The 21,203-nt window shown below is 73.1% G+C and carries 19 protein-coding genes; 10 read left to right on the plus strand and 9 right to left on the minus strand.

The genetic code is table 11. The features are described 5' to 3' along the window. Positions 1-20: 20 nt before the first annotated feature. Both ACIBCA_RS17230 and ACIBCA_RS17235 read right to left on the minus strand, forming a co-directional pair. Positions 21-563 (minus strand): TetR/AcrR family transcriptional regulator, encoded by a 543-nt coding sequence (locus ACIBCA_RS17230; protein ID WP_396283712.1) that lies wholly within the window; start codon positions 561-563, stop codon positions 21-23. A gap of 229 nt (positions 564-792) precedes the next feature. Then, on the minus strand, positions 793-1,704 hold the full coding sequence (locus tag ACIBCA_RS17235) for a LysR family transcriptional regulator (protein ID WP_396283713.1): 912 nt from the start codon (positions 1,702-1,704) through the stop codon (positions 793-795). 86 nt (positions 1,705-1,790) lie between these two features. On the opposite strand from ACIBCA_RS17235, the gene ACIBCA_RS17240 reads away from it, so the two are divergent. Beyond that, entirely contained in the window at positions 1,791-2,096 is a 306-nt protein-coding gene (locus ACIBCA_RS17240) for a zinc ribbon domain-containing protein (RefSeq protein ID WP_396283714.1), read from the plus strand. Positions 2,097-2,450: 354 nt separating this feature from the next. Here the strand turns inward: ACIBCA_RS17240 and ACIBCA_RS17245 are convergent, their stop codons facing one another. Both ACIBCA_RS17245 and tdh read right to left on the minus strand, forming a co-directional pair. Beyond that, entirely contained in the window at positions 2,451-3,662 is a 1,212-nt protein-coding gene (locus tag ACIBCA_RS17245) for a glycine C-acetyltransferase (protein ID WP_396283715.1), read from the minus strand. A 30-nt stretch (positions 3,663-3,692) separates the two neighbouring features. Beyond that, entirely contained in the window at positions 3,693-4,721 is a 1,029-nt protein-coding gene (gene tdh, locus ACIBCA_RS17250) for an L-threonine 3-dehydrogenase (protein WP_396283716.1), read from the minus strand. A 418-nt stretch (positions 4,722-5,139) separates the two neighbouring features. On the opposite strand from tdh, the gene ACIBCA_RS17255 reads away from it, so the two are divergent. Beyond that, on the plus strand, positions 5,140-6,555 hold the full coding sequence (locus ACIBCA_RS17255; RefSeq protein ID WP_396283717.1) for a serine hydrolase domain-containing protein: 1,416 nt from the start codon (positions 5,140-5,142) through the stop codon (positions 6,553-6,555). A gap of 55 nt (positions 6,556-6,610) precedes the next feature. Here the strand turns inward: ACIBCA_RS17255 and ACIBCA_RS17260 are convergent, their stop codons facing one another. Further along, complete coding sequence (locus tag ACIBCA_RS17260; protein ID WP_396283718.1) at positions 6,611-7,672, minus strand: ATP-dependent DNA ligase; 1,062 nt, start codon at positions 7,670-7,672, stop codon at positions 6,611-6,613. Positions 7,673-7,738: 66 nt separating this feature from the next. Between ACIBCA_RS17260 and ligD the strand changes: the two genes are divergently transcribed. Together ligD and ACIBCA_RS17270 are read left to right on the plus strand one after the other, a co-directional pair. Continuing rightward, the gene (ligD, locus tag ACIBCA_RS17265) at positions 7,739-8,752 is read left to right on the plus strand and encodes a non-homologous end-joining DNA ligase (protein ID WP_396283719.1); all 1,014 of its coding nucleotides are present in this window, start codon (positions 7,739-7,741) and stop codon (positions 8,750-8,752) included. 62 nt (positions 8,753-8,814) lie between these two features. Beyond that, positions 8,815-9,465, plus strand: a complete 651-nt coding sequence (locus ACIBCA_RS17270; RefSeq protein WP_396283720.1) for a GNAT family N-acetyltransferase — start codon at positions 8,815-8,817, stop codon at positions 9,463-9,465. Between the two features lie 73 nt (positions 9,466-9,538). Here the strand turns inward: ACIBCA_RS17270 and ACIBCA_RS17275 are convergent, their stop codons facing one another. The 3 genes from ACIBCA_RS17275 to ACIBCA_RS17285 form a co-directional block, all read right to left on the minus strand. Continuing rightward, the gene (locus tag ACIBCA_RS17275) at positions 9,539-10,630 is read right to left on the minus strand and encodes a YncE family protein (RefSeq protein ID WP_396283721.1); all 1,092 of its coding nucleotides are present in this window, start codon (positions 10,628-10,630) and stop codon (positions 9,539-9,541) included. 195 nt (positions 10,631-10,825) lie between these two features. Further along, positions 10,826-11,416 carry an RNA 2',3'-cyclic phosphodiesterase gene (gene thpR / locus ACIBCA_RS17280; RefSeq protein ID WP_396283861.1) on the minus strand — a complete coding sequence of 197 codons (591 nt, stop codon included), beginning with the start codon at positions 11,414-11,416 and terminating at the stop codon, positions 10,826-10,828. A gap of 69 nt (positions 11,417-11,485) precedes the next feature. Continuing rightward, on the minus strand, positions 11,486-12,679 hold the full coding sequence (locus ACIBCA_RS17285; protein ID WP_396283722.1) for an 8-amino-7-oxononanoate synthase: 1,194 nt from the start codon (positions 12,677-12,679) through the stop codon (positions 11,486-11,488). A 134-nt stretch (positions 12,680-12,813) separates the two neighbouring features. Here ACIBCA_RS17285 and ACIBCA_RS17290 point away from each other — a divergent pair, with 134 nt between their 5' ends. The 3 genes from ACIBCA_RS17290 (at position 12,814) to ACIBCA_RS17300 (ending at position 16,789) form a co-directional block, all read left to right on the plus strand. Continuing rightward, the gene (locus ACIBCA_RS17290; protein WP_396283723.1) at positions 12,814-13,542 is read left to right on the plus strand and encodes a hypothetical protein; all 729 of its coding nucleotides are present in this window, start codon (positions 12,814-12,816) and stop codon (positions 13,540-13,542) included. Then, positions 13,535-14,209: a hypothetical protein gene (locus ACIBCA_RS17295; RefSeq protein ID WP_396283724.1), complete on the plus strand. Its 675-nt coding sequence runs from the start codon at positions 13,535-13,537 to the stop codon at positions 14,207-14,209. The genes ACIBCA_RS17290 and ACIBCA_RS17295 overlap by 8 nt, the downstream gene beginning before the upstream one ends. 87 nt (positions 14,210-14,296) lie before the next feature. Then, complete coding sequence (locus ACIBCA_RS17300) at positions 14,297-16,789, plus strand: DEAD/DEAH box helicase (protein ID WP_396283862.1); 2,493 nt, start codon at positions 14,297-14,299, stop codon at positions 16,787-16,789. 90 nt (positions 16,790-16,879) lie between these two features. On the opposite strand, the gene ACIBCA_RS17305 is transcribed toward ACIBCA_RS17300, so the two are convergent. Continuing rightward, positions 16,880-17,713, minus strand: a complete 834-nt coding sequence (locus ACIBCA_RS17305; protein WP_396283725.1) for a hypothetical protein — start codon at positions 17,711-17,713, stop codon at positions 16,880-16,882. 236 nt (positions 17,714-17,949) lie between these two features. Here ACIBCA_RS17305 and bioB point away from each other — a divergent pair, with 236 nt between their 5' ends. The 3 genes from bioB to bioD are packed head-to-tail and all read left to right on the plus strand — an operon-like array spanning position 17,950 to position 21,183. Next, the gene (bioB, locus tag ACIBCA_RS17310) at positions 17,950-19,134 is read left to right on the plus strand and encodes a biotin synthase BioB (protein ID WP_396283726.1); all 1,185 of its coding nucleotides are present in this window, start codon (positions 17,950-17,952) and stop codon (positions 19,132-19,134) included. 31 nt (positions 19,135-19,165) lie between these two features. Then, a complete protein-coding gene (locus ACIBCA_RS17315; protein WP_396283727.1) occupies positions 19,166-20,452 on the plus strand; it encodes an adenosylmethionine--8-amino-7-oxononanoate transaminase in 1,287 nt (428 codons plus the stop codon). After that, complete coding sequence (bioD, locus tag ACIBCA_RS17320) at positions 20,449-21,183, plus strand: dethiobiotin synthase (RefSeq protein ID WP_396283728.1); 735 nt, start codon at positions 20,449-20,451, stop codon at positions 21,181-21,183. Before ACIBCA_RS17315 ends, bioD begins: the two co-directional genes overlap by 4 nt. Positions 21,184-21,203 lie beyond the last annotated feature (20 nt).

The raw sequence follows: 21,203 nt of genomic DNA on the forward strand, positions 1-21,203 counted from the left end.
CCCACCCTATGCGGAATGACTCAGGCTGCCAGGAGGGACTCCGCGATGCTGCGGGCGCGCCAGGCGGCCTCGGGGGTGCCCTCGCGCAGGGCGGTGACGATGGCGCCGTCCATGAGGAGCGCGAACTGCCGTGCCCTGACGTCGGGTTCGGGGACCTCGGCGTCGCGCATGAGCTGTTCGACGAGGTCGACGACGCGGACCTTGTGCAGGGCGGCCATCTGGCGGGCCGGGCTGGCGCGGTCGGCGATCTCGGTCATGGTGGTGATGGCGACGCAGCCGCGGTAGTCGGGGGCGGCGAAGCGTTCGGCGAGGGCGTCGAAGACGTTGAGCGGGTGGCCGCCGTGCGCGGCGACGCGTTCGGTGAGCCAGGCCCGCCAGCGGGCGTCGCGGGCTTCGAGGACGGCCGTGACCAGGGCCTCCTTGGAGGCGAAGTGCCGGTAGAAGGAGGCCCGGCCCACCCCGGACTCGGAGAGGATGCGCTCGACGCCCACCGCGTGAATCCCGTAGGCGTAGAAGAGGGATTCGGCCGTGGCCAGCAGGCGCGCCCGTGCGTTGACTGCCATGGGGACGATCCTATCCGCCCTTGACGCCAAACGGCACCGATCGGTACCGTCCTCTCAGTCGGAACCGATCGGTACCGTTTCGCGAAGACAGGAACGCCGAGACGGACGATCACCCCATGATCCAGCGGCTGCACGGCCGCCCTTGTCGGGACGCCCCGCCGAGCACCACGGCGGCGCCGCCCGGTTCGGGACGCCGAGCAGCCGCAGGCTTTTCTAGACCCCGGCTTTTCTAGACCCCGGCCGCCGCCGCGTCCGCGAGGGCGTCGAGCACCGGCCGGATCAGCGGGTGCCCGTCGGCCCCCGCCCGGACGGCGGCGAAGACGCGCCGGGTGGCAAGGTCGCTGTCCAGCGGGCGCACGGCCACCCGGGCGAGGTCGACGCCGCGCAGCGCCGAGCCCGGGACGAGCGCCACGCCCGCGCCCGCCGAGGCGAGGGCGACGACGGCGCGGAAGTCGTCGGAGGAGTGCAGCAGTCGGGGCTGGAACCCGGCGTGCTCGCAGGCGAGCAGGACCACGTCGTGGCAGGGGTTGCCGGGGTAGGGGCCGATCCAGGGCTCGTCCGCGAGGGCGGCGACGGCCAGCGGGCCGGTCTCGGCGGCGAGGCGGTGGTCCAGCGGCAGGACGGCCTCGAAGGGCTCGGCGTACAGCGGCACCCTGGTGAGCCGGGAGTCGTCGGCGCGCGGCGCGCCCCGGTACTCGACGGCCACCGCGAGGTCGGCGCGCCCGTCCAGGACCATCGGCAGGCTGGCGTCCCCCTCGGCGTCCTGCACCTTGAGCCGCACCCCCGGCGCCCGCTCGGCGAGCAGGCCGATGGCGGGGGCGAGGACGTGCGAGATGCCGGTGGCGAAGGAGGCGACGGTGACCTCCCCCGCCGCTCCCCCGCTGTACGCGGCGAGGTCGGCCTCGGCGCGCTCCAGCTGGGCGAGCACCGCGTCGGCGTGGCCGAGCAGGATCTCGCCGGCGGCGGTCAGCCGCACGCCGCGGCCCTCGCGGGCAAGCAGGTGGTGCCCGGTCTCCTGTTCGAGGGCGGCCAGCTGCTGGGAGACGGCGGAGGGGGTCAGGTAGAGCGCGGCCGCCGCGGCGGTCACCGTGCGGTGGTCCGCCACGGCCCGCAGGGTCCGCAGCCGTCGTGCGTCGATCACCTTTGATCTCCCGGGGTGCCCAGGCATTCGCGGCGGAGTGGGCTTCGGAGGTCTGGGCAGGGGCCGTTGTCAGTGGCTCCCGTTAGGTGCACCGCGCGTTCCCGTCCTCCCAGCTCTGCTCGCAGTGCGGGCACCGCGACGGCCCCAAGCCCCTCACGGTCCGCGCGTGGGCCTGCGGGGCGTGCGGTGTGCTCCATGACCGTGACCTCAACGCTGCTCGCACCATCCTGGCCGCCGGGCAGGCGGACAGGCTAAACGCCCCCGGAGGGCCGGTCAGACCCGGCGTGGCAATCCCACGCCGGGCACGGCCCGATGAACGGGGAACCCACCTCGGCGACCTGCGATCCACGGGAGTCCGTGCCGCAGGCGCGGGAGGAATCCCCATCCCTTAGGACGGGGAGGATGTCAAAGGTCAATTCTGCCAGCACGGCACGGGCGGCGGAGCTCTCCCGGCACAGCGCCCGGGTTCATCCACGCCGGTGACGTATGTCCGGACTGGATCCTTCGACTCCGTCGCCGCCGACGACCTCGTCGACGTGTTCGCCGAGCGTCCGACCCGCCGGAAACCGCGAACGGGGGTGGGACGACGGGCGGGCCGTCGTCCCACCCCCGAAGCGGGAGGGTGGGGCAGTTGGTCTTGGGGGGCCGTGCGGCGCGGGTATCGATGCGCCGCGCCGCACGGCGGTCATGAGCCCGTGGGAGCGGTCCGGTTCCGAGCGGACCGCGCCCACGGGCGGCTCAGGGGGTTACGCCTCGACGGCGTCGAGAGCGTCGCGGGCGTCGCGGGCGTCGATGAAGGCCGCGACGGCGCGCTCGACGTCCTCGGTGGAGTGGGCCGCCGACAGCTGAACCCGGATGCGGGCCTGGCCGTGCGGCACCACCGGGTAGGAGAACCCGATCACGTACACGCCGCGCTCCAGCAGCAGCTCGGCGAGCTTCCCGGCCTTGGCCGCGTCGCCGATCATCACCGGGGCGATCGGGTGGTCGCCGGGCAGGATCTCGAACCCGGCCTCGGTCATCTTCGTGCGGAACAGCGCCGTGTTGGCCGCCAGCTTCTCGCGCAGCTCGTTGGAGTTCTCGACCAGGTCGAGCACCTTGAGCGAGGCCGCCGCGATGACCGGGGCGAGGGAGTTGGAGAACAGGTACGGGCGGGAGCGCTGGCGCAGCAGGGCGACGATCTCGCGGCGGGCCGCGACGTAGCCGCCGGAGGCGCCGCCGAGCGCCTTGCCGAGGGTGCCGGTGATGATGTCGACCCGGTCCATGACGCCGTGCAGCTCGGGGGTGCCCCGGCCGCCCGCGCCGACGAAGCCGACGGCGTGGGAGTCGTCGACCATGACCATCGCGTCGTAGCGGTCGGCGAGGTCGCAGATCTCGCGCAGCGGGGCGACGTAGCCGTCCATGGAGAACACGCCGTCGGTGACGATCAGGCGGCGGCGGGCGTCCTGGGTGTCCTGGAGCTGCTTCTCCAGGTCGGCCATGTCGCGGTTGGCGTAGCGGTGGCGGCGGGCCTTGCTGAGGCGGATGCCGTCGATGATGCTCGCGTGGTTGAGGGCGTCGGAGATGACGGCGTCCTCGGCGCCGAGCAGGGTCTCGAAGACGCCGCCGTTGGCGTCGAAGCACGAGGAGTAGAGGATGGTGTCCTCCTGGCCGAGGAAGGCCGAGAGGCGCTCCTCCAGCTCCTTGTGCACGTCCTGGGTGCCGCAGATGAAGCGGACGGAGGCCATGCCGTAGCCCCAGCGGTCGAGGGCGTCCTTGGCGGCGTCCAGCACCTCCTGGTTGTCGGCGAGGCCCAGGTAGTTGTTGGCGCAGAAGTTGAGCACCTCGCCGGGCTTCCCGCCGCCGGTGACGGTGACGGCGGCGCTCTGCGGGCTGCCGATCACCCGCTCGGGCTTGAACAGGCCGGCCTCGCGGATCTCGTCGAGGGTGGCGGCGACGTCGGCGCGGACGTTGTCGAACACGGATGACTCCTAGGTGATCGGCGGGGTGGCTCAGGCGGTCCAGTCGAGGATGATCTTGCCGCAGTTACCGCCGGCGGCGTCGGCGAAGGCGTCCTCGAAGTCGTCCGCGGCGTAGCGGCCGGTGATCACCGGGCTGAGGTCCAGGCCGCCCTCCAGGAGGACGGACATCGCGTACCAGGTCTCGAACATCTCGCGGCCGTAGATGCCCTTGATGGTGATCATCGAGGTGACGATGCGCGCCCAGTCGACCGGGAAGTCGTCGGCGGGCAGGCCCAGCATGGCGATCTTCCCGCCGTGGGTCATGTTGGCGATCATCGACTGCATCGCCTCGGGGCGGCCGGACATCTCCAGGCCGACGTCGAAGCCCTCGCGCAGGCCCAGCTTCTGCTGGCCCTCCTCGATGGTGTGCTCGGAGACGTCCAGCGCCAGCGTGACGCCGACCCGGCGGGCCAGGTCGAGGCGGTACGGGGAGACGTCGGTGATCATCACGTTGCGGGCGCCGGCGTGCTTGGCGACGGCGGCGGCCATGATGCCGATCGGGCCGGCACCGGTGACCAGCACATCCTCGCCGACCAGCGGGAAGGACAGCGCGGTGTGCACGGCGTTGCCGAAGGGGTCGAAGATCGCGGCCACGTCCAGGTCGACGGGCACCCGGTGGACCCAGACGTTGGAGGCGGGCAGGGCCACGTACTCGGCGAAGGCGCCGTCGCGGTTGACGCCCAGGCCGATGGTGTTGCGGCACAGGTGGCGGCGGCCGGCCAGGCAGTTGCGGCACTTGCCGCAGACCAGGTGGCCCTCGCCGGAGACCAGGTCGCCCACCGCGACGTCCGCCACGGCGGCGCCGATCTCGGCGACCTCGCCGACGAACTCGTGGCCGATGGTCATCGGCGTCCTGATCGTCTGCTGCGCCCAGCCGTCCCACTTGCGGATGTGCAGGTCGGTGCCGCAGATGCCCGTCCGCAGCACCTTGATCAGCACCTCGTTGGGGCCGATCTCGGGCTTGGGGACGTCGATCATCCAGAGACCGGGCTCGGCCTTCTGCTTGACGAGTGCCTTCACGGGCCACGGCTCCTGACGTGCGGATCTGGTACGGCTTCGGGAGGAAATCTGCCTGGTGGGAGGGGGTGCGGTCCATCGAGGAATTCTTAAGGACGGTCACAGCAGAGCTGAACGATCGTGCCCGAGCCCGCCCAGAAGGCGTCCGCGGCGTGCCGGTGCTCACCCGTCCGGCGGAGCGCGCCGGTTCCGTTGCGACACCAACCACCGGCCACTCGCCGATACTTGACACGGGCTCTTCCCCCGGCCGCCACCCGGATCGGGCCGGTCGGCTGACGGCCGCCCCGTTCGGATCATCCGACGGTCGACCCGCGCGCGGCCGGGCGGAGGCGGTGCTTACGGTGGCGACGCTCCCCCGAGGCCCCGTGGAGCCGTCCTTCGCGCTCCGGGGCCCTGAGCCGCAGAGAGGCGCTCCCCACCCATGACCACCCAGACCCGCCGGCCCCACCCGGCCGTCCACCGCTCCGTACGCGCGGCCTCCGCGGCCCTCGCGCTGACGGGCCTGCTCGCCACCGCGGCCTGCTCCGGCTCGTCCAAGCCCACCGAACCCGCCGCGGGCGCCGTCGTCACCGCCGCGCCGGCCGCGCTCAGCCCGTCCGCCCCGGCCCCCTCCGCCTCGGCCCCCTCCTCCGGGGCCGTCATGCCGTTCACGCCCGACGTGACGGCCAGGCTGGACACCGCGATCAAACAGACGATGAGCCAGGTCGGCGTCCCCGGCGTGATCGTCGGCCTCACCACGCCGGACGGCAGCTACCAGCGCTCCTTCGGCGTGGCCGACAAGACCTCGGGCACACCCATGTCGCCCGACCTGTACATGCGCATCGGCAGCGTCACCAAGACCATGACGGCCACCGCCGTCCTGCAACTGGTCGACCAGGGCAAGGTGGGCCTGGACGACCCGATCTCCAAGTACGTCCAGGGCGTGCCCGGCGGCGACAAGATCAGCGTCCGCGACCTCGGCGACATGCGCAGCGGCCTGTACAGCTACACCTTCGACACGGACTTCCAGAAGGCGTTCTTCAGCGACCCCAGCCGGCCCTTCACCCCGGACCAGCTGCTCGCCTACGCGTTCAAGCACCCGGCGAACTTCCCGCCCGGCACCCAGTACGAGTACTCCAACACCAACTTCGTCCTGCTGGGCGTGCTCGTCGAGAAGCTCACCGGCAAGACGCTCAGCGACGTCCTCGGGCAGCAGGTCTTCGCGCCCGCCGGGATGGCCAAGACCAGCCTGCCCGCCGACGCGGCCTTCCCGACCCCGCACGCCCACGGCTACACCAACCAGACGCTCAACGGAGACGTCCAGGACTCGACCGACTGGAACCCCTCCTGGGGCTGGGCGGCCGGCGCGGCCATCTCCACCCTCTCCGACCTGCACACCTGGGCGAAGGTGCTGGCCACCGGGGACCCGCTGATCAAGCCCGCCACCCAGGCGGAGCGGCTGAAGTACCGGGGCGTCGGCACGCCGGACCTCGGCTACGGCTTCGGGATCTTCACCACGCACGGCTGGGTCGGCCACAACGGCTCGCTGCCCGGGTACCAGAGCGTGGTGATGTACCTGCCGGAGGCGAAGGCCAGCATGGTCGTGATGCTCAACACCGACATCTCGCACGAGGGTTCGGAGCCGTCGACGTTCCTGGCGCGGGCGATCACGCAGGTCTTCTCGCCGAACAACGTCTACACGCTGCCCACCCCGCCCTCGGGGGCCGCCTCGCCGTCGGCCTCTTCCTCGGCTTCGGCCTCCGCGGCCTCACCGTCGGCCTCTCCGTCGCTGGGCACGCTGACGCCCGCGCCGTCGGGTTCGGCCAAGCTCTCCGACGAGGAGGAGTCCGACTCCTGAGAAGGTGACGACAGGAGCCCGGACCGGCGTACCGGTTCGGGCTCCTGTCGTCACCTCAGATACCGAGCACCCGCCGCAGGTCGTAGGAGACCGGCTCCTCCAGCTGCGCGTAGGTGCAGCTCTCGGGCGTGCGGTCCGGCCGCCAGCGACGGAACTGCGCGGTGTGCCGGAACCGGGTGCCCTCCATGTGGTCGTACGCGACCTCGACCACCCGCTCCGGGCGCAGCGCGATCCAGGAGAGGTCCTTGCCGCCCGTCCAGCGGCTGACGGCGCCGGGCAGCCGGCCCTCGGCGTGCGCGGACTCCTCCGCCCAGGCGCCCCAGGGGTGCGCCGCGAGGTCGTCCATCCTCAACGGGGCCAGTTCCTCGGCGAGTTCGGCGCGGCGGGCCATGGAGAAGGCGGCGCAGACGCCGACGTGCTGGAGCCGCTGCTCCTCGTCGAAGATGCCCAGCAGCAGGGAGCCGACCACCGGGCCGCTCTTGTGCTCGCGGTAACCGGCGACCACGCAGTCGGCGGTGCGCTCGTGCTTGATCTTGTACATGGTCCGCTCGCCCGGCCGGTACGGCTGGTCCAGCGGCTTGGCGACGATGCCGTCCAGCCCGGCGCCCTCGTACTCGGCGAACCAGGTCTGGGCGACGTCCCGGTCGGTGGAGGCGGGGGCGGTGAACACCGGGTCGCGGGCGTCGCCCAGCGCCTCCTCCAGGGCGGTCCGGCGCAGGGACAGCGGCTCGTCCAGGCAGGACGCGTCGCCGAGGGCCAGCAGGTCGAAGGCGACGAAGGAGGCGGGGGTCTGCTCGGCGAGCAGCCTCACCCGGCTGGCGGCCGGGTGGATGCGCTCCAGCAGTTCCTCGAAGCGCAGCCGCCCGTCCCGGGCGATCACCACCTCGCCGTCCAGCACGCAGCGTTCGGGCAGCTCGCGACGCAGCGCCTCGACCAGTTCGGGGAAGTACCTGGTCAGGGGCTTGCCGGTGCGGCTGCCGAGCTCGATCTCGTCGCCGTCGCGGAAGACGATGGTGCGGAAGCCGTCCCACTTGGCCTCGTACTGCATCCCCGGCGGGATCTTGGCCACCGACTTGGCGAGCATCGGCGCCACCGGTGGCATCACGGGCAGGTCCATGCCCCCGATCCTCGCCCGCATCGCCCCGGGGCGCGCGGTGGGCGCGGCGCGCTTAGCGTGAGACGCATGGGCGCTGCCGTGGAACTGGAAGTCGCCGGGCGGAGCGTCCGGCTGTCGAACCCGGACAAGGTGTACTACCCCGAGCGCGGCTTCACCAAGATGGACGTCGCCCAGTACTACCTGGCGGTCGCGGACGGCGTGCTGCGCGGGCTGCGGGAGCGGCCCACCACGCTGCAGCGCTTCCCGGACGGGGTCGAGGGCGAGTTCTTCTACCAGAAGCGCGCCCCCAAGGGCCTGCCGGAATGGCTGCCCACCGCCCGTATCGCCTTCCCCAGCGGGCGCTTCGCCGACGAGATCTGCCCCACCGAACCGGCCGCCGTCCTGTGGGCCGCCAACCTGGGCTGCCTCACCTTCCACCCCTGGCCGGTGCGCCGCGCCGACACCGACCACGTGGACGAGCTGCGCATCGACCTCGACCCGCAGCCCGGTACGGACTTCCACGACGCGGCCCGCGTGGCCCACGAACTACGGGCGCTGCTCGGCGAGTTCGGGCTTCGCGGCTGGCCGAAGTCCTCCGGCGGGCGGGGCGTGCACGTGTACGTGCCGCTGGTGCCCGAGTGGACGTTCATCGACGGGCGGCACGCGGTGATCGCCCTCGGGCGGGCGCTGGAGCAGCGGATGCCGGGCGCGGTCACCACCGCGTGGTGGAAGGAGGAGCGCGGGGAGCGGATCTTCGTCGACTACAACCAGATGGCCCGCGACCGCACCATCGCCTCCGCCTACTCCCTGCGCGCCCGCCCCCGCGCCACCGCCTCCACCCCGCTGCGCTGGGAGGAGCTGGACGACGCCTCGCCCGAGGACTTCGACCTGCGGACGGTGCCGGCGCGGTTCGCCGAACTCGGCGACCTCAACGCGGAGATGGACGACCACGCCTTCCGGCTGGAGGGGCTGCTGGAGCTGTACGAGAAGCAGGTCCGCGACGAGGGCTTCGGCGAACTCCCGTACCCGCCCGACCACCCCAAGGCGGCGGGCGAGCCCACCCGGGTCCAGCCGAGCCGGGCGCGGCGTTCGACCGATTAGGCTGCGTTCGTCATCGATCGACCTCGATCGATTCTTTCGAGAACATCAAGGGGCGGGCAGAGATGGGCATACGGGGGCTGGCGGAGATCCTGGCGGACGCGGCGGGCGGGGTCTTCCCGCCGCCGGACGGGTCGGTGACGGTGGTGGCGCAGCCCTCGCCGCGTGACGTCGGGGTGCTGGCGTTCGCGGCGCACGCGGTGGTGTTCCTCGACGAGGACCCGGCCTGGGTGGAGGAGACGCTGGCCGCCGTCCCCGGCGACGCGCTGGCCGCGCCGCTGTGTCCGCCGTTCCTGACCGCGCTGGCCGAGCGCACGGGCCTCGTCGTCGGCGCCGTCGACCTGCTCACCTGCGCCGAGCGGCTGCCGGGCGAGCCGGCGCTGCCGCTCACCGAGGTCCTCGACCGGGAGCACCCCCGGGTGCTGCGGGCCCTCGCCTACCGCGAGGACGTACGGGTGTTCACGGCGGACGGCGGCCTCGTCGTCCTCGGCCGGGGTCTCGCCGGCCGCTGGGAGGCCGCCATCGAGGTCGACCCCTACACCCGCGGCCGGGGCCTCGGCCGCGCGCTGGCCACCGCCGCCCGGCACCTGGTGCCGGAGGGCGCCGTCGTGTGGGCGCAGCAGGCCCCGGGCAACGCGCCCAGCGTCCGTGCCTTCCAGGCGGCGGGCTACCGGCCGGTGGGGGCTGAGGTGCTCCTCTCTTCCGAGGGCGCCTGAGCCCGCCGACCGGACGACTACATCCGTAGTGGCACTACTGCAGTAGTGCCACTACGGATGTAGTTCCGCTCCGTCAGTGAGCGACGATCTGCAGGTTGGCGGTCGTGCCGACCGTGCCACCCACGTAGAAGGTGTTGCCGTCGGGGCCCAGGGCCAGGCCCGTCAGGCTCTCCTCGTCCAGGTCACGGGCGCCGTCGGCCGCCACCTGCGCGCCGGTGGCGGTGTCCAGGGCGAGCACCGAGGTGCTGCTCGTGCCGTAGTTGGTGTCGGCGACGTAGAGCCGGGTGCCGTCGGCGCTGACCTGCGGGTTCGCCAGCGAGTCGCCGCTGCCGGCGGCGTGGAAGGTGCGGGTCACGGTGTCGGTGGCCGGGTCGATGACGGTGCTGTTGCCGCTGCCGAGGTCGGCGAGGCCGAACAGGCGCTTGCCGTCCGGGGTGAACGCCAGGCTGTAGTCCAGGTTCGAGGCGGAGCCCTGGACGGTGCCGGCAACGACGGGCGCGGTGGCCGCCTGGGCCACGTGGACCACGCCCTGGCTGCTGCCCACGTACACGTCGCCGGTGCCCGGCCGTGCCGCCGGGGCGCCCACGTAGGGGGCCGGGATCTGCACGGAGGTGGTGAACGCCTGCTGCGCGGTGGCGAAGGCGACGATCCGGCTCTGCCCGTTCTGCCGGTAGGCCGTCGGGCCGCTCTGCGACACGTACAGGGTGGCCCCGTCCGGGCTGAACGCCAGACCGGAGGTCGAGCCCGCGGCCCAGCCCGCCGGACGCGGCTGGTCGGGCAGGGTGAGGGTGGCGCGCAGGGTCAGGGTGGCGGTGTCCACCACGCTGAGCCGCTGCCCGTCCAGGACGTACAGCCGCGAGCCGTCGGCGCTGAGCGCCGGGTGGGTGCCCCACTGCAGGGTGCCCAGCACCAGGCGGCCGGTGACGGCACCGGTCTGGGTGTCCACCGCCTTCACGGTGGAGATGTTGCCGGCCTCGGTCACCGCGACGTACGCCTTGGCGCCGTCGGGGCTGACCACCGGAGCCGCGTTGCGCGCCCCGACGGCGATCGTCGCCTCGGCGCCGGACAGCGGCGCGCCGGCCGAGGCGGTGCCGGTGAAGGCGAGCAGCGCCGCAGCGGCCGCGGCGACCACGGCGGCGGTACGGCGGTGGGTCGTACGGGACATCGGTTTCCCCCTCATCGAGCGCGCGGCGGCGCGGCGCGTCGTCCCCGAACGACAAATCGGGAATCAACTCCCCCACGCGCACCACGCGTTACAGTGCCGGGGGCAGGCTAGCCGATGCAGGCGAAAAACTGATCAACATAAGAGCGATCAATCGGTGACCACCGCCCGACACCCCACCCCCATCCCTCGGGGGCGTTACGACCCTTCGGGTGGGCCCAGGGGCCAGGAGTCGAGGTCGCGGTAGTGGATCGGGCCCGGGCCTCGGCCGGTGTTGCTGCCGCAGAGGTGGAGGCGTTCGGCGCGCCAGGGGCGGCCGTGGAAGCCGTCGAGGGCGGCGGCGGCCTCGGGGACGCTGGCGGGGTCGTCGCGGCGGGCGCGGGCCAGGGTGAGGTGGGGGCGCAGCGGGCGGGTGAGGAAGTCGACGCCGCAGGAGCGGACCAGGGCGCGGACCTCGGTGGCGAGGCGGTGGAGTCCTTCGAGGTCGCCGTCGATGTCCGCCCACAGGAGCCGGTCGTCGAAGTGGCCGCCGCCGCGCAGGCCCAGGTGCAGGGCGGGCTGCTCGGGGGCGAACGCCGCCAGGGCCGTACGGAGTGCCGGTACGGCGGTGGTGGGGAGCTCGCCGAGGAAGGCGAGGGTGATGTGCCAATCCTCGATGCGGTTCCAGCGCAGCCTCGGGTAGCCGTCGTAGGCCGGCTGGAGGGCCCGGGCCAGCTCGTCCTTGGCCTCGTCGGGCGGGGCCAGGGCCACGAAGATCCGACGGGTCGAGGGTTCGGGCTGCTCGTTCACCCGGTCGTCCACCAAGTCGTTCACCAGGCCGTTCGCCGGATCGTTCACCAGGTCGTTCACCAGGGATTTCTAGCACCCGCTCCGGGCGCCCTCCGGCGCGAGCTCGGCGATGGTGCGGACGGCGTCGGCGATCTGGGTGTCCGTGAGGTCCCCCCGGGCGGTCAGGCGCAGGCGGGAGATGCCGTCCGGGACGGACGGGGGGCGGAAGCAGCCGACGGCCAGGCCCGCGCGGCGGCAGTCGGCGGCCCAGGTGACGGCGGCCTCGGGGCCGGGGGCGCGGACGGAGACCACGGCCGCGTCCGGCTCGCAGGCGTGCAGGCCCGCGGCGGTGAGGCGGGCGGCGAGGGTACGGGCGACCTCGCGGGTGCGGTCGGCGCGGTGGGGCTCGGCGCGCAGCAGGCGCAGGGCGGCGAGGGCGGCGCCGGCGGCGGCGGGGGCGAGCCCGGTGTCGAAGATGAAGGTGCGCGCGGTCTCGGTGAGGTGGCGGATCACCCGGCGCGGGCCGAGGACGGCCCCGCCCTGGGAGCCGAGCGACTTGGAGAGGGTGACGGTGGCGACGGTGTCCGGCTCCCCGGCCAGCCCGGCCGCCGCGAGGGCGCCGGTGCCGCCGGGGCCGAGGACGCCCAGCCCGTGGGCGTCGTCGACGAGCAGCGCGGCGCCGTGCGCGCGGGCGGCGGCGGAGAGGGCGCGCAGCGGGGCCGCGTCGCCGTCCACGGAGAAGACGGAGTCGCTGACGACCAGGGCCCGCCGCTGCGCCCGTCCGGCGAGGACCTCGCGGACGGCGTCCGGGGCGCTGTGCGGGGCGCGGTGGACGTCGGCGCGGGAGAGGCGGCAGCCGTCGATGAGGGAGGCGTGGTTGTAGGCGTCGGAGACGATCAGCGTGTCCGGGTCGGTGAGCGCGGTCAGCGCCGCCAGGTTGGCGGTGTACCCGGAGGAGAAGACGAGCGCGGCCTCCACCCCGCAGAACCCGGCGAGTTCCTCCTCGAGTTCGGTGTGCAGCGCCGTCGTCCCGGTGACCAGCCGCGAGCCGGTCGAGCCGCCGCCCCACCGCAGCGCGGCCTCGGCGGCGGCCTGGGTGACGGCCGGGTGCCTGGTCAGCCCCAGGTAGTCGTTCCCGGCGAGGTCGAGCAGCCCGTCCTCGGCCTCGCGGCTGCGCAGGGTGCGGGTCAGCCCGGCCTCGGCCCGCAGTTCGGCGGTCTCGTCGAGCCAGTCGAAGACCTGGGCGGGGGCGGTGGGGGTCTCGTACGCCAGGGGGTGCACCATGTCCGGCACTCTGGCACGGGCCGCGAGAGCGGGGCAATGTGCGGCTCCGCACAACCGGGCGGGCCCTTCCTGTCACCGGGCCGCAGCGCTTTCGCTAGGGTGCATGCGGACGATCATCGGGGGGACGGGTACACATGACGGAACGTACGACGGACAAGGCGGAGCCGATCCCGAGGCTGCCCTCGTGGTGGCGGCGGCCGCGGGCCTGGGTGTCGGCCGGCCTCGCGCTGGCCCTGGCCGGGGGTTTCGCGCTCTGGTCCTGGGCGCCCTGGCGCACGCTGGAGCTCCCGCAGAGCGCCTGCTGGTCCGCCCTGTCCCAGGAGGACCTGAAGCCGCTCGCCGCGAAGCACGGCAAGGCGACGGCGGTCGGGGCGCCCCGCATCCAGACGCCGACCACGCCGACGGAGGCGTCGGTCCGCGACACCCTCTGCGTCGTGCAGTGGGAGCCGGCCGGGGGCGGCGATCGCCGCGACCTCCTCTCGGTGGAGGTCGCTCCCGCCTGGAACGGCGTCCCGAAGAGCAGCTTCAGCGATCCCCTCGTCCCGCTGGACTTCGGCCCCGGGGCGGAGGGCCTGCTGTCGGAGAGGGTCGGCCGCGCGATCGAGCTGTACATCCGCTGCGACTTCGCCGTCCCGCCCACTCCTCGCCCCGCCCCCGACCCCAAACCCGCGCTCTACGTCGAGGTCAGCGTCCACGGCGACACGATCGAGGGCGCCTCCAGGGCCCGGGCGCGCCAGGCGTACGCCGACGTCGCCCTGAAGGTCGGCCGGGTCGCCGCCGCCGAGTACGAGTGCACCAACCAGGTGCAGCTGCCCGCGGCCGCCCCCACCGTCCCGCCCGCGAAGGAGACGGCGAATGGCTGAGCGCCCGCGCCGCCGCCGCGCCCTGGCGATCGCCCTCGGTGCGGCCGTACTCGCCGGTGCCGGCGGCGGCCTCTGGTACTGGAACCTGCCGCCCACCGGCATCGAGACGCCGCAGAGCGCCTGTTGGGGCGTCCTGACGCAGGAGGACCTCAGGGCCGTGACCGACGAGGGCTACCGCTCGACCGGGTCACAGAACGGTTCGCCGACCGACCGGGCGAACACGGGGGCCTTCTGCAACGTGTCCGAGCAGGACCTGGACGGCGACACCAGGGGCCGGGCGCGCGGACTGCTCGGCATCAACGCGCTGCGGGAGGACGAGTACGGCCAGAAGATGAAGACCGAGGCGGAGTCCGGCGGCTGGGCCCCGATCCGCCCGGTCTCCCTGGACTTCGGCCCGGCCGCCCAGGGCTGGTACTTCACCAACGGCACGGTGCAGCTGATGCTGCGCTGCGACGAGCCTCCGCCCGCCGTCGCCTCCTCGCTCCCGCCCCGGCCGTACATCAAGATCACGGTCTACGGCAGCCAGTGGACCGACCGCACCCCGCTCACCCGCCTGCACCAGATCCGCGCCGACGCCGCCTTCCGCGTCGCCCAGGTGCTGGTGCGCGACCAGGGGTGCACCAACGACCCCCAGCTCGCGGCACGGGCCCCCGCCGTCCCCTCCTGACCCGCCCGCGCCGCCCCGGCACAGCCCCGGGCTTTGCCGGGGGCGGCGGCGAGCAGGCAAGATAGCCCGGTGACCCTCCTTGACCTGATGCCGAAGCCCGCCACGCCCGACGCGCTGTACGAGACGTTCGCCGCCTGGGTGGAGGAGCGGGGGATCTCGCTGTACCCGGCGCAGGAGGAGGCGCTGATCGAGCTGGTGTCCGGGAACAACGTGATCCTGGCGACGCCGACCGGCTCGGGCAAGTCCCTGGTGGCGGCGGGCGCGCACTTCGCGGCGCTCGCGGAGGGGCAGCGCACGTTCTACACGGCGCCGATCAAGGCCCTGGTCTCGGAGAAGTTCTTCGACCTGGTGAAGATGTTCGGCACCGAGCAGGTCGGCATGATGACGGGCGACGCCAGCGTCAACCCGACCGCGCCGATCATCTGCTGCACGGCCGAGGTGCTCGCCCAGATCGCGCTGCGCGACGGCGCCCGGGCGGACATCGGCCAGGTCGTCATGGACGAGTTCCACTTCTACGCGGAGCCGGACCGCGGCTGGGCCTGGCAGATCCCGCTGCTGGAGCTGCCGCAGGCGCAGTTCCTGCTGATGTCGGCCACGCTGGGCGACGTCCGCCGCTTCGAGGAGGACCTGACCCGCCGTACGGGCCGTCCGACCACGGTGGTGCGCAACGCGACCCGCCCGGTGCCGCTGTTCTACGAGTACCGCCGCACCCCCATGCACGACACGCTGGAGGAGCTGCTGCAGTCCGGCCAGGCGCCGGTCTACGTCGTGCACTTCACGCAGAAGGAGGCGGTGGAGCGCGCCCAGTCGCTGATGAGCATCAACATGTGCTCGAAGGCGGAGAAGGACGCGATCGCCGCCCTGATCGGCGGCTTCCGCTTCACCACCAAGTTCGGTCGCAACCTGTCGCGTTTCGTGCGCCACGGCATCGGCGTGCACCACGCGGGCATGCTGCCCAAGTACCGCCGCCTCGTCGAACGCCTCGCCCAGGCGGGCCTGTTGAAGGTGATCTGCGGGACGGACACCCTCGGCGTGGGCGTCAACGTGCCGATCCGCACGGTGCTGTTCACCGCCCTGTCCAAGTACGACGGGCAGCGCGTGCGCATCCTGCGCGCCCGCGAGTTCCACCAGATCGCCGGACGCGCCGGCCGGGCCGGCTTCGACACCGTCGGCCAGGTCGTCGCGCAGGCGCCGGAGCACGTGATCGAGAACGACAAGGCGATCGCCAAGGCCGGGGACGACCCGAAGAAGAAGCGCAAGGTGGTGCGCAAGAAGGCCCCGGAGGGCTTCGTCGGCTGGACGGAGGAGACCTTCGACAAGCTGATCGGCGCCGACCCGGAGCCGCTGGTCTCCCGCTTCAAGGTCAGCCACGCGATGCTGCTGTCGGTGATCGGCCGCCCGGGCAACGCCTTCGAGGCGATGCGCAAGCTGCTGACCGACAACCACGAGGACAGGGCCGCCCAACGCCGCCACATCCGCACCGCGATCGCCATCTACCGCTCCCTGCTGGAGGGCGGCGTCGTCGAGCGCCTGCCCGAGCCGGACTCCGAGGGCCGCATCGTGCGCCTGACCCTCGACCTCCAGGAGAACTTCGCGCTCAACCAGCCGCTGTCCACCTTCGCGCTGGCCTCCTTCGAACTGCTCGACCCGACCTCCCCCACGTACGCGCTGGACGTCATCTCCGTCGTCGAGGCGACCCTGGACGACCCGCGCCAGATCCTCGCCGCCCAGCAGAACAAGGCGCGCGGCGAGGCCGTCGCCGAGATGAAGCGCGACGGCATCGAGTACGAGGAGCGCATGGAGCGCCTCCAGGACGTCACGTACGACAAGCCGCTGGAGGAGCTGCTCACCCACGCGTACGAGGTGTACCGCCGGGCGCACCCGTGGATCGGCGACCACGAGCTCCGCCCGAAGTCCGTCGTGCGGGACCTGTACGAGCGGGCGATGACCTTCTCGGACTACGTCGGCTTCTACGAGCTGGCGCGCACCGAGGGCATCGTCCTGCGCTACCTGGCGGGCGCGTTCAAGGCGCTGGAGCAGACCGTCCCCGAGGACGTGAAGACCGACGAGCTCAAGGACGTCATCGCCTGGCTCGGCGAGCTGGTGCGCCAGGTCGACTCCAGCCTGCTGGACGAGTGGGAGCAGCTGGCCAACCCGACCGAGGCCGCCACGGCCGAGGTCACCCTGGAGGACAAGGCGGCGCCGGTCACGGCGAACGCGCGGGCCTTCCGGGTGCTGGTGCGCAACGAGATGTTCCGCCGCGTGGAGCTGTGCGCGCTGGAGCACTGGGACGAACTCGGCACGCTGGACGGCGAGTACGGCTGGGACGCGGACCGCTGGGCGGACGCGATGGACGGCTACTGGGACGAGTACGACGACCTGGGCACCGGCCCGAACGCGCGCGGCCCGAAGATGCTGATCATCGAGGAGGAGGACTCCGCCTGGAAGGTCCGCCAGATCTTCGACGACCCGGAGGGCGACCACGACTGGGGCATCAGCGCCGAGGTCGACCTGTACGGCTCGGACGAGGAGGGCCGGGCCGTGGTGCGGGTCACGGCGGTGGACCGGCTCGGGGGCTGACACCGACCGGCGAGGGGGACGACCCCGACCGCTGCGGGGGCCGACCCCAACGACTGAGGGGCCCAACGGTGTTGGGCCCCTTCGCCGTTGCTACATCCAGACGAACTGCGCCCCGGCCGCGTAGGACAGCGCCCGGTTCGCCTCCTCCAGGGACTGCTCCGCGCTCGGCCCGGAGGCGGCCGGCGTCGGCGCGCCGGAGACGCCCGGCGTGGGCATGGCGAGGGCACCGCCGAGGCGCGAGCTGGTGACCGTCACGTAGTGGCCGACCGCCTCCACCCGCGAAGCCTCGCTGCCGCCGCCCTTCGCGGCGGACCCGCTCGGCGCCGGTGCGGGCAGGGCGTCCTGGAGGATGAAGGTCAGCGCGCCGGGCTTGCCGCGCAGCGTCTCGGCGGCCTTGGCGGCCGCGCCCTGGTCGCCGAAGCGCAGCAGGGTGACGGTGCTCAGCACCGGCCGGTCCTGCCCGCTGAAGCTGACGCTCAGGTACGCCTGGCAGCCGCTGTCCTTGAACAGCTCCTGCGTACGGTCCTGGAGCGCCTCGGCGCAGTTCTCGCCCTGCCGGGCGCCGCCGCGCTTGGCCTTGTAGCCGGCCACCTCGACGATCCGCTGGGCGGGGAAGAAGTTGTCGACGTTCAGGCCCTCGGGGTCGGTGCTGGGCGGCGCCGCGCCGACGACGGGCGGCGTCTTGGTCGCGTCCTTCTGGGACGGCCCCAGGCCGGGTATGTAGTCACCGGGCATCGGGCGGGTGATGATCCAGCCGCCGGCGGCGACCACGCCGAGCACCACGACCCAGCCGAGGGCCTTGCGAGGCGTCAGCCGCCCGCCGATCCCGGCCAGCCCCGCGAGTCCGGCCCCCCGGCCGGTCCGCCGCTCAACCGTTTCTCCGCCGTCTCCCTGAGTCGGGGTGCGCTCCCCCTGCGTGGTCATGGCGCAGATTCTAAGCAACGGCCGTGTGGCGAGGACCACGGGGTCGGTCGTTGTGGATCACCTGCGGGAGCGCTAACGTCCCCCCTCGGCTAAGCCGGGTGTCCGTCCCCCGTCAAGCCCGTGACCAGCGACGACGCCGTGAGGTTCGACACTGTGGCAAGTGGCACATCCTTCCACGGATCTTCTGGCGGGTTTCCTCTGGCGAAGCTCGATCGCCACGGGGCAGGATCAGGCGCATGGATCTGCTCTCTACCCTCACCGACAAGGGCCTGCGCGGCGAAGTCCCGACCCGCGAGGAGGCGCTGGCCGTCCTCGCCACCACGGACGACGAACTGCTGGACGTCGTCGCCGCGGCGGGCAAGGTCCGCCGCCGCTGGTTCGGCCGCCGGGTGAAGCTCAACTACCTGGTGAACCTCAAGAGCGGGCTCTGTCCCGAGGACTGCTCGTACTGCTCGCAGCGGCTGGGCTCGAAGGCCGAGATCCTCAAGTACACCTGGCTCAAGCCCGACCAGGCCGCCGAGGCGGCGAAGGCCGGAGTCGCGGGCGGCGCCAAGCGCGTCTGCCTGGTCGCCAGCGGGCGCGGCCCGACGGACCGCGACATCGACCGCGTCACCGACACCATGGCCGCCATCCGCGAGGCCGACCCCGCGGTCGAGCTGTGCGTCTGCCTGGGCCTGCTCTCCGACAACCAGGCCGAGCGCCTGAAGGCGGCCGGCGCCGACGCGTACAACCACAACCTCAACACCTCCGAAGCCACCTACGGCGACATCACCACCACCCACACCTACGCGGACCGGGTGGACACCGTGCAGAAGGCCCACGGCGCGGGCCTGTCCGCCTGCTCCGGCCTCATCGCCGGCATGGGCGAGAGCGACGAGGACCTCGTCGACGTGGTCTTCGCCCTGCGCGAGCTCGGCTCGGACTCCGTCCCCGTCAACTTCCTCATCCCCTTCGAGGGCACGCCCCTCGCCCAGGAGTGGCACCTCAGCCCGCAGCGCTGCCTGCGCATCCTGGCGATGGTCCGCTTCGTCAACCCGGACACCGAGGTGCGCATCGCGGGCGGCCGTGAGCTGCACCTGCGTACGATGCAGCCGCTCGGGCTGCACATCGCCAACTCGATCTTCCTGGGCGACTACCTGACCAGCGAGGGCCAGGCCGGGCACGCGGACCTGGACATGATCCGCGACGCCGGGTTCGAGGTCGAGGGCGCGGGCGAGGCCACCCTGCCGCGCCACCGCTCGGACGTGGCCGCCGCCTCCACCTCCGGGTGCGGCAGCGCGGCCTCCGCCTGTGGCAGCGGCGGCGGGTGCGGTCCCTGCGGCGGGCACGCGTCCCCGGACGACGCCTCCTCCGAGTCCCACAGCGACCAGGTGAAGGTCCGCCGCCGCGGCGCCGGCACCGAACTCGCGCCCAACGCCTGACCCCTTCGCCCCTTCGGAGAACCGCCCCCTCATGCTTGCCCCCGACGCCCTCCTCGCCCTCGACCGCGCCCACGTCTGGCACCCGTACGGGCCGATGCCCGGCACCGTCACGCCGTACGTGGTCGAGTCCGCCTCGGGCGTCCGGCTGCGCCTGGCCGAGCCCGTCGCGGGCGGGCGGCGTGAGCTCGTCGACGGCATGTCCTCCTGGTGGGCGGCCATCCACGGCTACCGGCACCCGGTGCTGGACGAGGCCGTGCGCGAGCAGCTGGGCCGGATGAGCCACGTCATGTTCGGCGGGCTCACCCACGAGCCCGCCGTCCGGCTGGCGGCGCGGCTCGTGGAGATCACGCCCGAACCGCTGCGGCACGTCTTCCTCGCCGACTCGGGGTCGGTGGCCGTCGAGGTGGCGATGAAGATGGCCCTGCAGTACTGGCAGTCGGTCGGTCGGCCCGGAAAGCAGCGGCTGCTCACCTGGCGCGGCGGGTACCACGGGGACACCTTCCACCCCATGTCGGTGTGCGACCCGGAGGGCGGGATGCACCACCTGTGGGGCGGGGTGCTGCCCGGGCAGCTGTTCGCGCCGGAGCCCCCGGTGACCTTCGATGCCGAATACGCCTCGCAGTTCGAGGAGTTGATGGCCCGTCACGCGGACGAGCTGGCCGCCGTCATCGTCGAGCCGGTGGTGCAGGGCGCGGGCGGGATGCGCTTCCACTCGCCCGAGTACCTGCGGATGCTGCGCGAACTCTGCGACCGCTACGGGGTGTTGCTGATCTTCGACGAGATCGCCACCGGCTTCGGCCGCAGCGGCGCCCTCTTCGCCGCCGACCACGCGGGCGTCTCGCCGGACGTGATGTGCCTGGGCAAGGCGCTCACCGGCGGGTACCTGACCCTGGCCGCCACGCTGTGCACGGCGGAGGTCGCGGACGGGATCAGCCGGGGCGAGGTTCCGGTGCTCGCCCACGGGCCGACGTTCATGGGCAACCCGCTGGCCTGCGCGGTGGCGCTGGCCTCCGTGGACCTGCTGCTCGGGCAGGACTGGGCGGTCGAGGTCAAGCGCATCGAGGCGGGGCTCGCGGCCGGCCTGGCCGGGGCCGTCGAGGTGCCGGGCGTGCGGGACGTACGGACCCAAGGGGCCATCGGCGTCGTGCAGTTGGACCATCCGGTGAACGTCGCGGCCGCGACGGAGGCGGCCGCGCGGGAGGGCGTGTGGCTGCGGCCCTTCCGGGACCTGATCTACACGATGCCGCCGTACGTGTGCGAGGACGAGGACGTGGCGCGCATCGCCGCCGCCGTGACCGCTGCGGCGGTGGCGGGATGAGCGCGCGCATCCTCTTCGTGACGGGCACCAACACGGACGTCGGCAAGACCGTCGCCACCGCCGCCGTCGCCTCGGCGGCACTGGGGGCCGGGCAGCGGGTCGCCGTCCTCAAGCCCGGCCAGACGGGCGTCGCACCCGGCGAGCCCGGCGACGCGGCGGAGGTGCGGCGGCTCGCGGGCGACGTCACCTTCCTCGAACTCGCCCGCTACCCCGAGCCGTTGGCGCCCGACACGGCTGCTCGGCGCTCCGGGCTGCCGTTCCTCTCCCCCGCCTCCGTCGCCTCCGCCGTGGCCGACCTCTCCGACACCCACGACCTCGTCCTGGTCGAGGGCGCGGGCGGCCTGCTCGTCCGCTACGACGACGAGGGCCGGACCCTGGCCGACCACGCCCGGGCCACCGCCTCGCTGGGCCTGCCCGTCGAGATCCTCCTCGTGGCCTCGGCAGGGCTCGGCACGCTCAACATCGTCTCCCTCACGGCCGAGGCCCTCGCCGCCCGGGGGCTCCCGCTCACCGGTGTCCTGGTCGGCTCCTGGCCCGCCGAACCGGGGCTCGCCGAGTGCTGCAACCTCGCCGACCTGCCCCGCTCCGCCGGGGCGCCGCTGCTGGGGGCGCTGCCCGAACGGGCCGGTCTCGCTTCGGACTTTGCTTCTCTCGCGGTGTCCTCCCTCGCCCCTGAGCTGGGCGGACACTGGAACGCCGAGCAGTTTGCGAAGCTCCACTCGAAGGTGTGAAGCCCGTCCGGAACCGGCCT

Origin of the sequence: Kitasatospora sp. NPDC051170 (genome assembly GCF_044455705.1) — a bacterium.
GTDB lineage: Bacteria > Actinomycetota > Actinomycetes > Streptomycetales > Streptomycetaceae > Kitasatospora.

Excerpts from the sequence above, each read along its gene's own strand:
- ACIBCA_RS17275 (WP_396283721.1), bottom strand. The coding sequence starts at position 10,630 with ATGTCCCGTACGACCCACCGCCGTACCGCCGCCGTGGTCGCCGCGGCC.
- ACIBCA_RS17285 (WP_396283722.1), bottom strand. The coding sequence starts at position 12,679 with ATGGTGCACCCCCTGGCGTACGAGACCCCCACCGCCCCCGCCCAGGTC.
- ACIBCA_RS17315 (WP_396283727.1), top strand. The coding sequence starts at position 19,166 with ATGCTTGCCCCCGACGCCCTCCTCGCCCTCGACCGCGCCCACGTCTGG.
- ACIBCA_RS17230 (WP_396283712.1), bottom strand. The coding sequence starts at position 563 with ATGGCAGTCAACGCACGGGCGCGCCTGCTGGCCACGGCCGAATCCCTC.
- ACIBCA_RS17305 (WP_396283725.1), bottom strand. The coding sequence starts at position 17,713 with ATGACCACGCAGGGGGAGCGCACCCCGACTCAGGGAGACGGCGGAGAA.
- ACIBCA_RS17300 (WP_396283862.1), top strand. The coding sequence starts at position 14,297 with ATGCCGAAGCCCGCCACGCCCGACGCGCTGTACGAGACGTTCGCCGCC.
- ACIBCA_RS17270 (WP_396283720.1), top strand. The coding sequence starts at position 8,815 with ATGGGCATACGGGGGCTGGCGGAGATCCTGGCGGACGCGGCGGGCGGG.
- bioB (WP_396283726.1), top strand. The coding sequence starts at position 17,950 with ATGGATCTGCTCTCTACCCTCACCGACAAGGGCCTGCGCGGCGAAGTC.
- ACIBCA_RS17295 (WP_396283724.1), top strand. The coding sequence starts at position 13,535 with ATGGCTGAGCGCCCGCGCCGCCGCCGCGCCCTGGCGATCGCCCTCGGT.
- ligD (WP_396283719.1), top strand. The coding sequence starts at position 7,739 with ATGGGCGCTGCCGTGGAACTGGAAGTCGCCGGGCGGAGCGTCCGGCTG.
- ACIBCA_RS17290 (WP_396283723.1), top strand. The coding sequence starts at position 12,814 with ATGACGGAACGTACGACGGACAAGGCGGAGCCGATCCCGAGGCTGCCC.
- ACIBCA_RS17260 (WP_396283718.1), bottom strand. The coding sequence starts at position 7,672 with ATGGACCTGCCCGTGATGCCACCGGTGGCGCCGATGCTCGCCAAGTCG.
- ACIBCA_RS17255 (WP_396283717.1), top strand. The coding sequence starts at position 5,140 with ATGACCACCCAGACCCGCCGGCCCCACCCGGCCGTCCACCGCTCCGTA.
- bioD (WP_396283728.1), top strand. The coding sequence starts at position 20,449 with ATGAGCGCGCGCATCCTCTTCGTGACGGGCACCAACACGGACGTCGGC.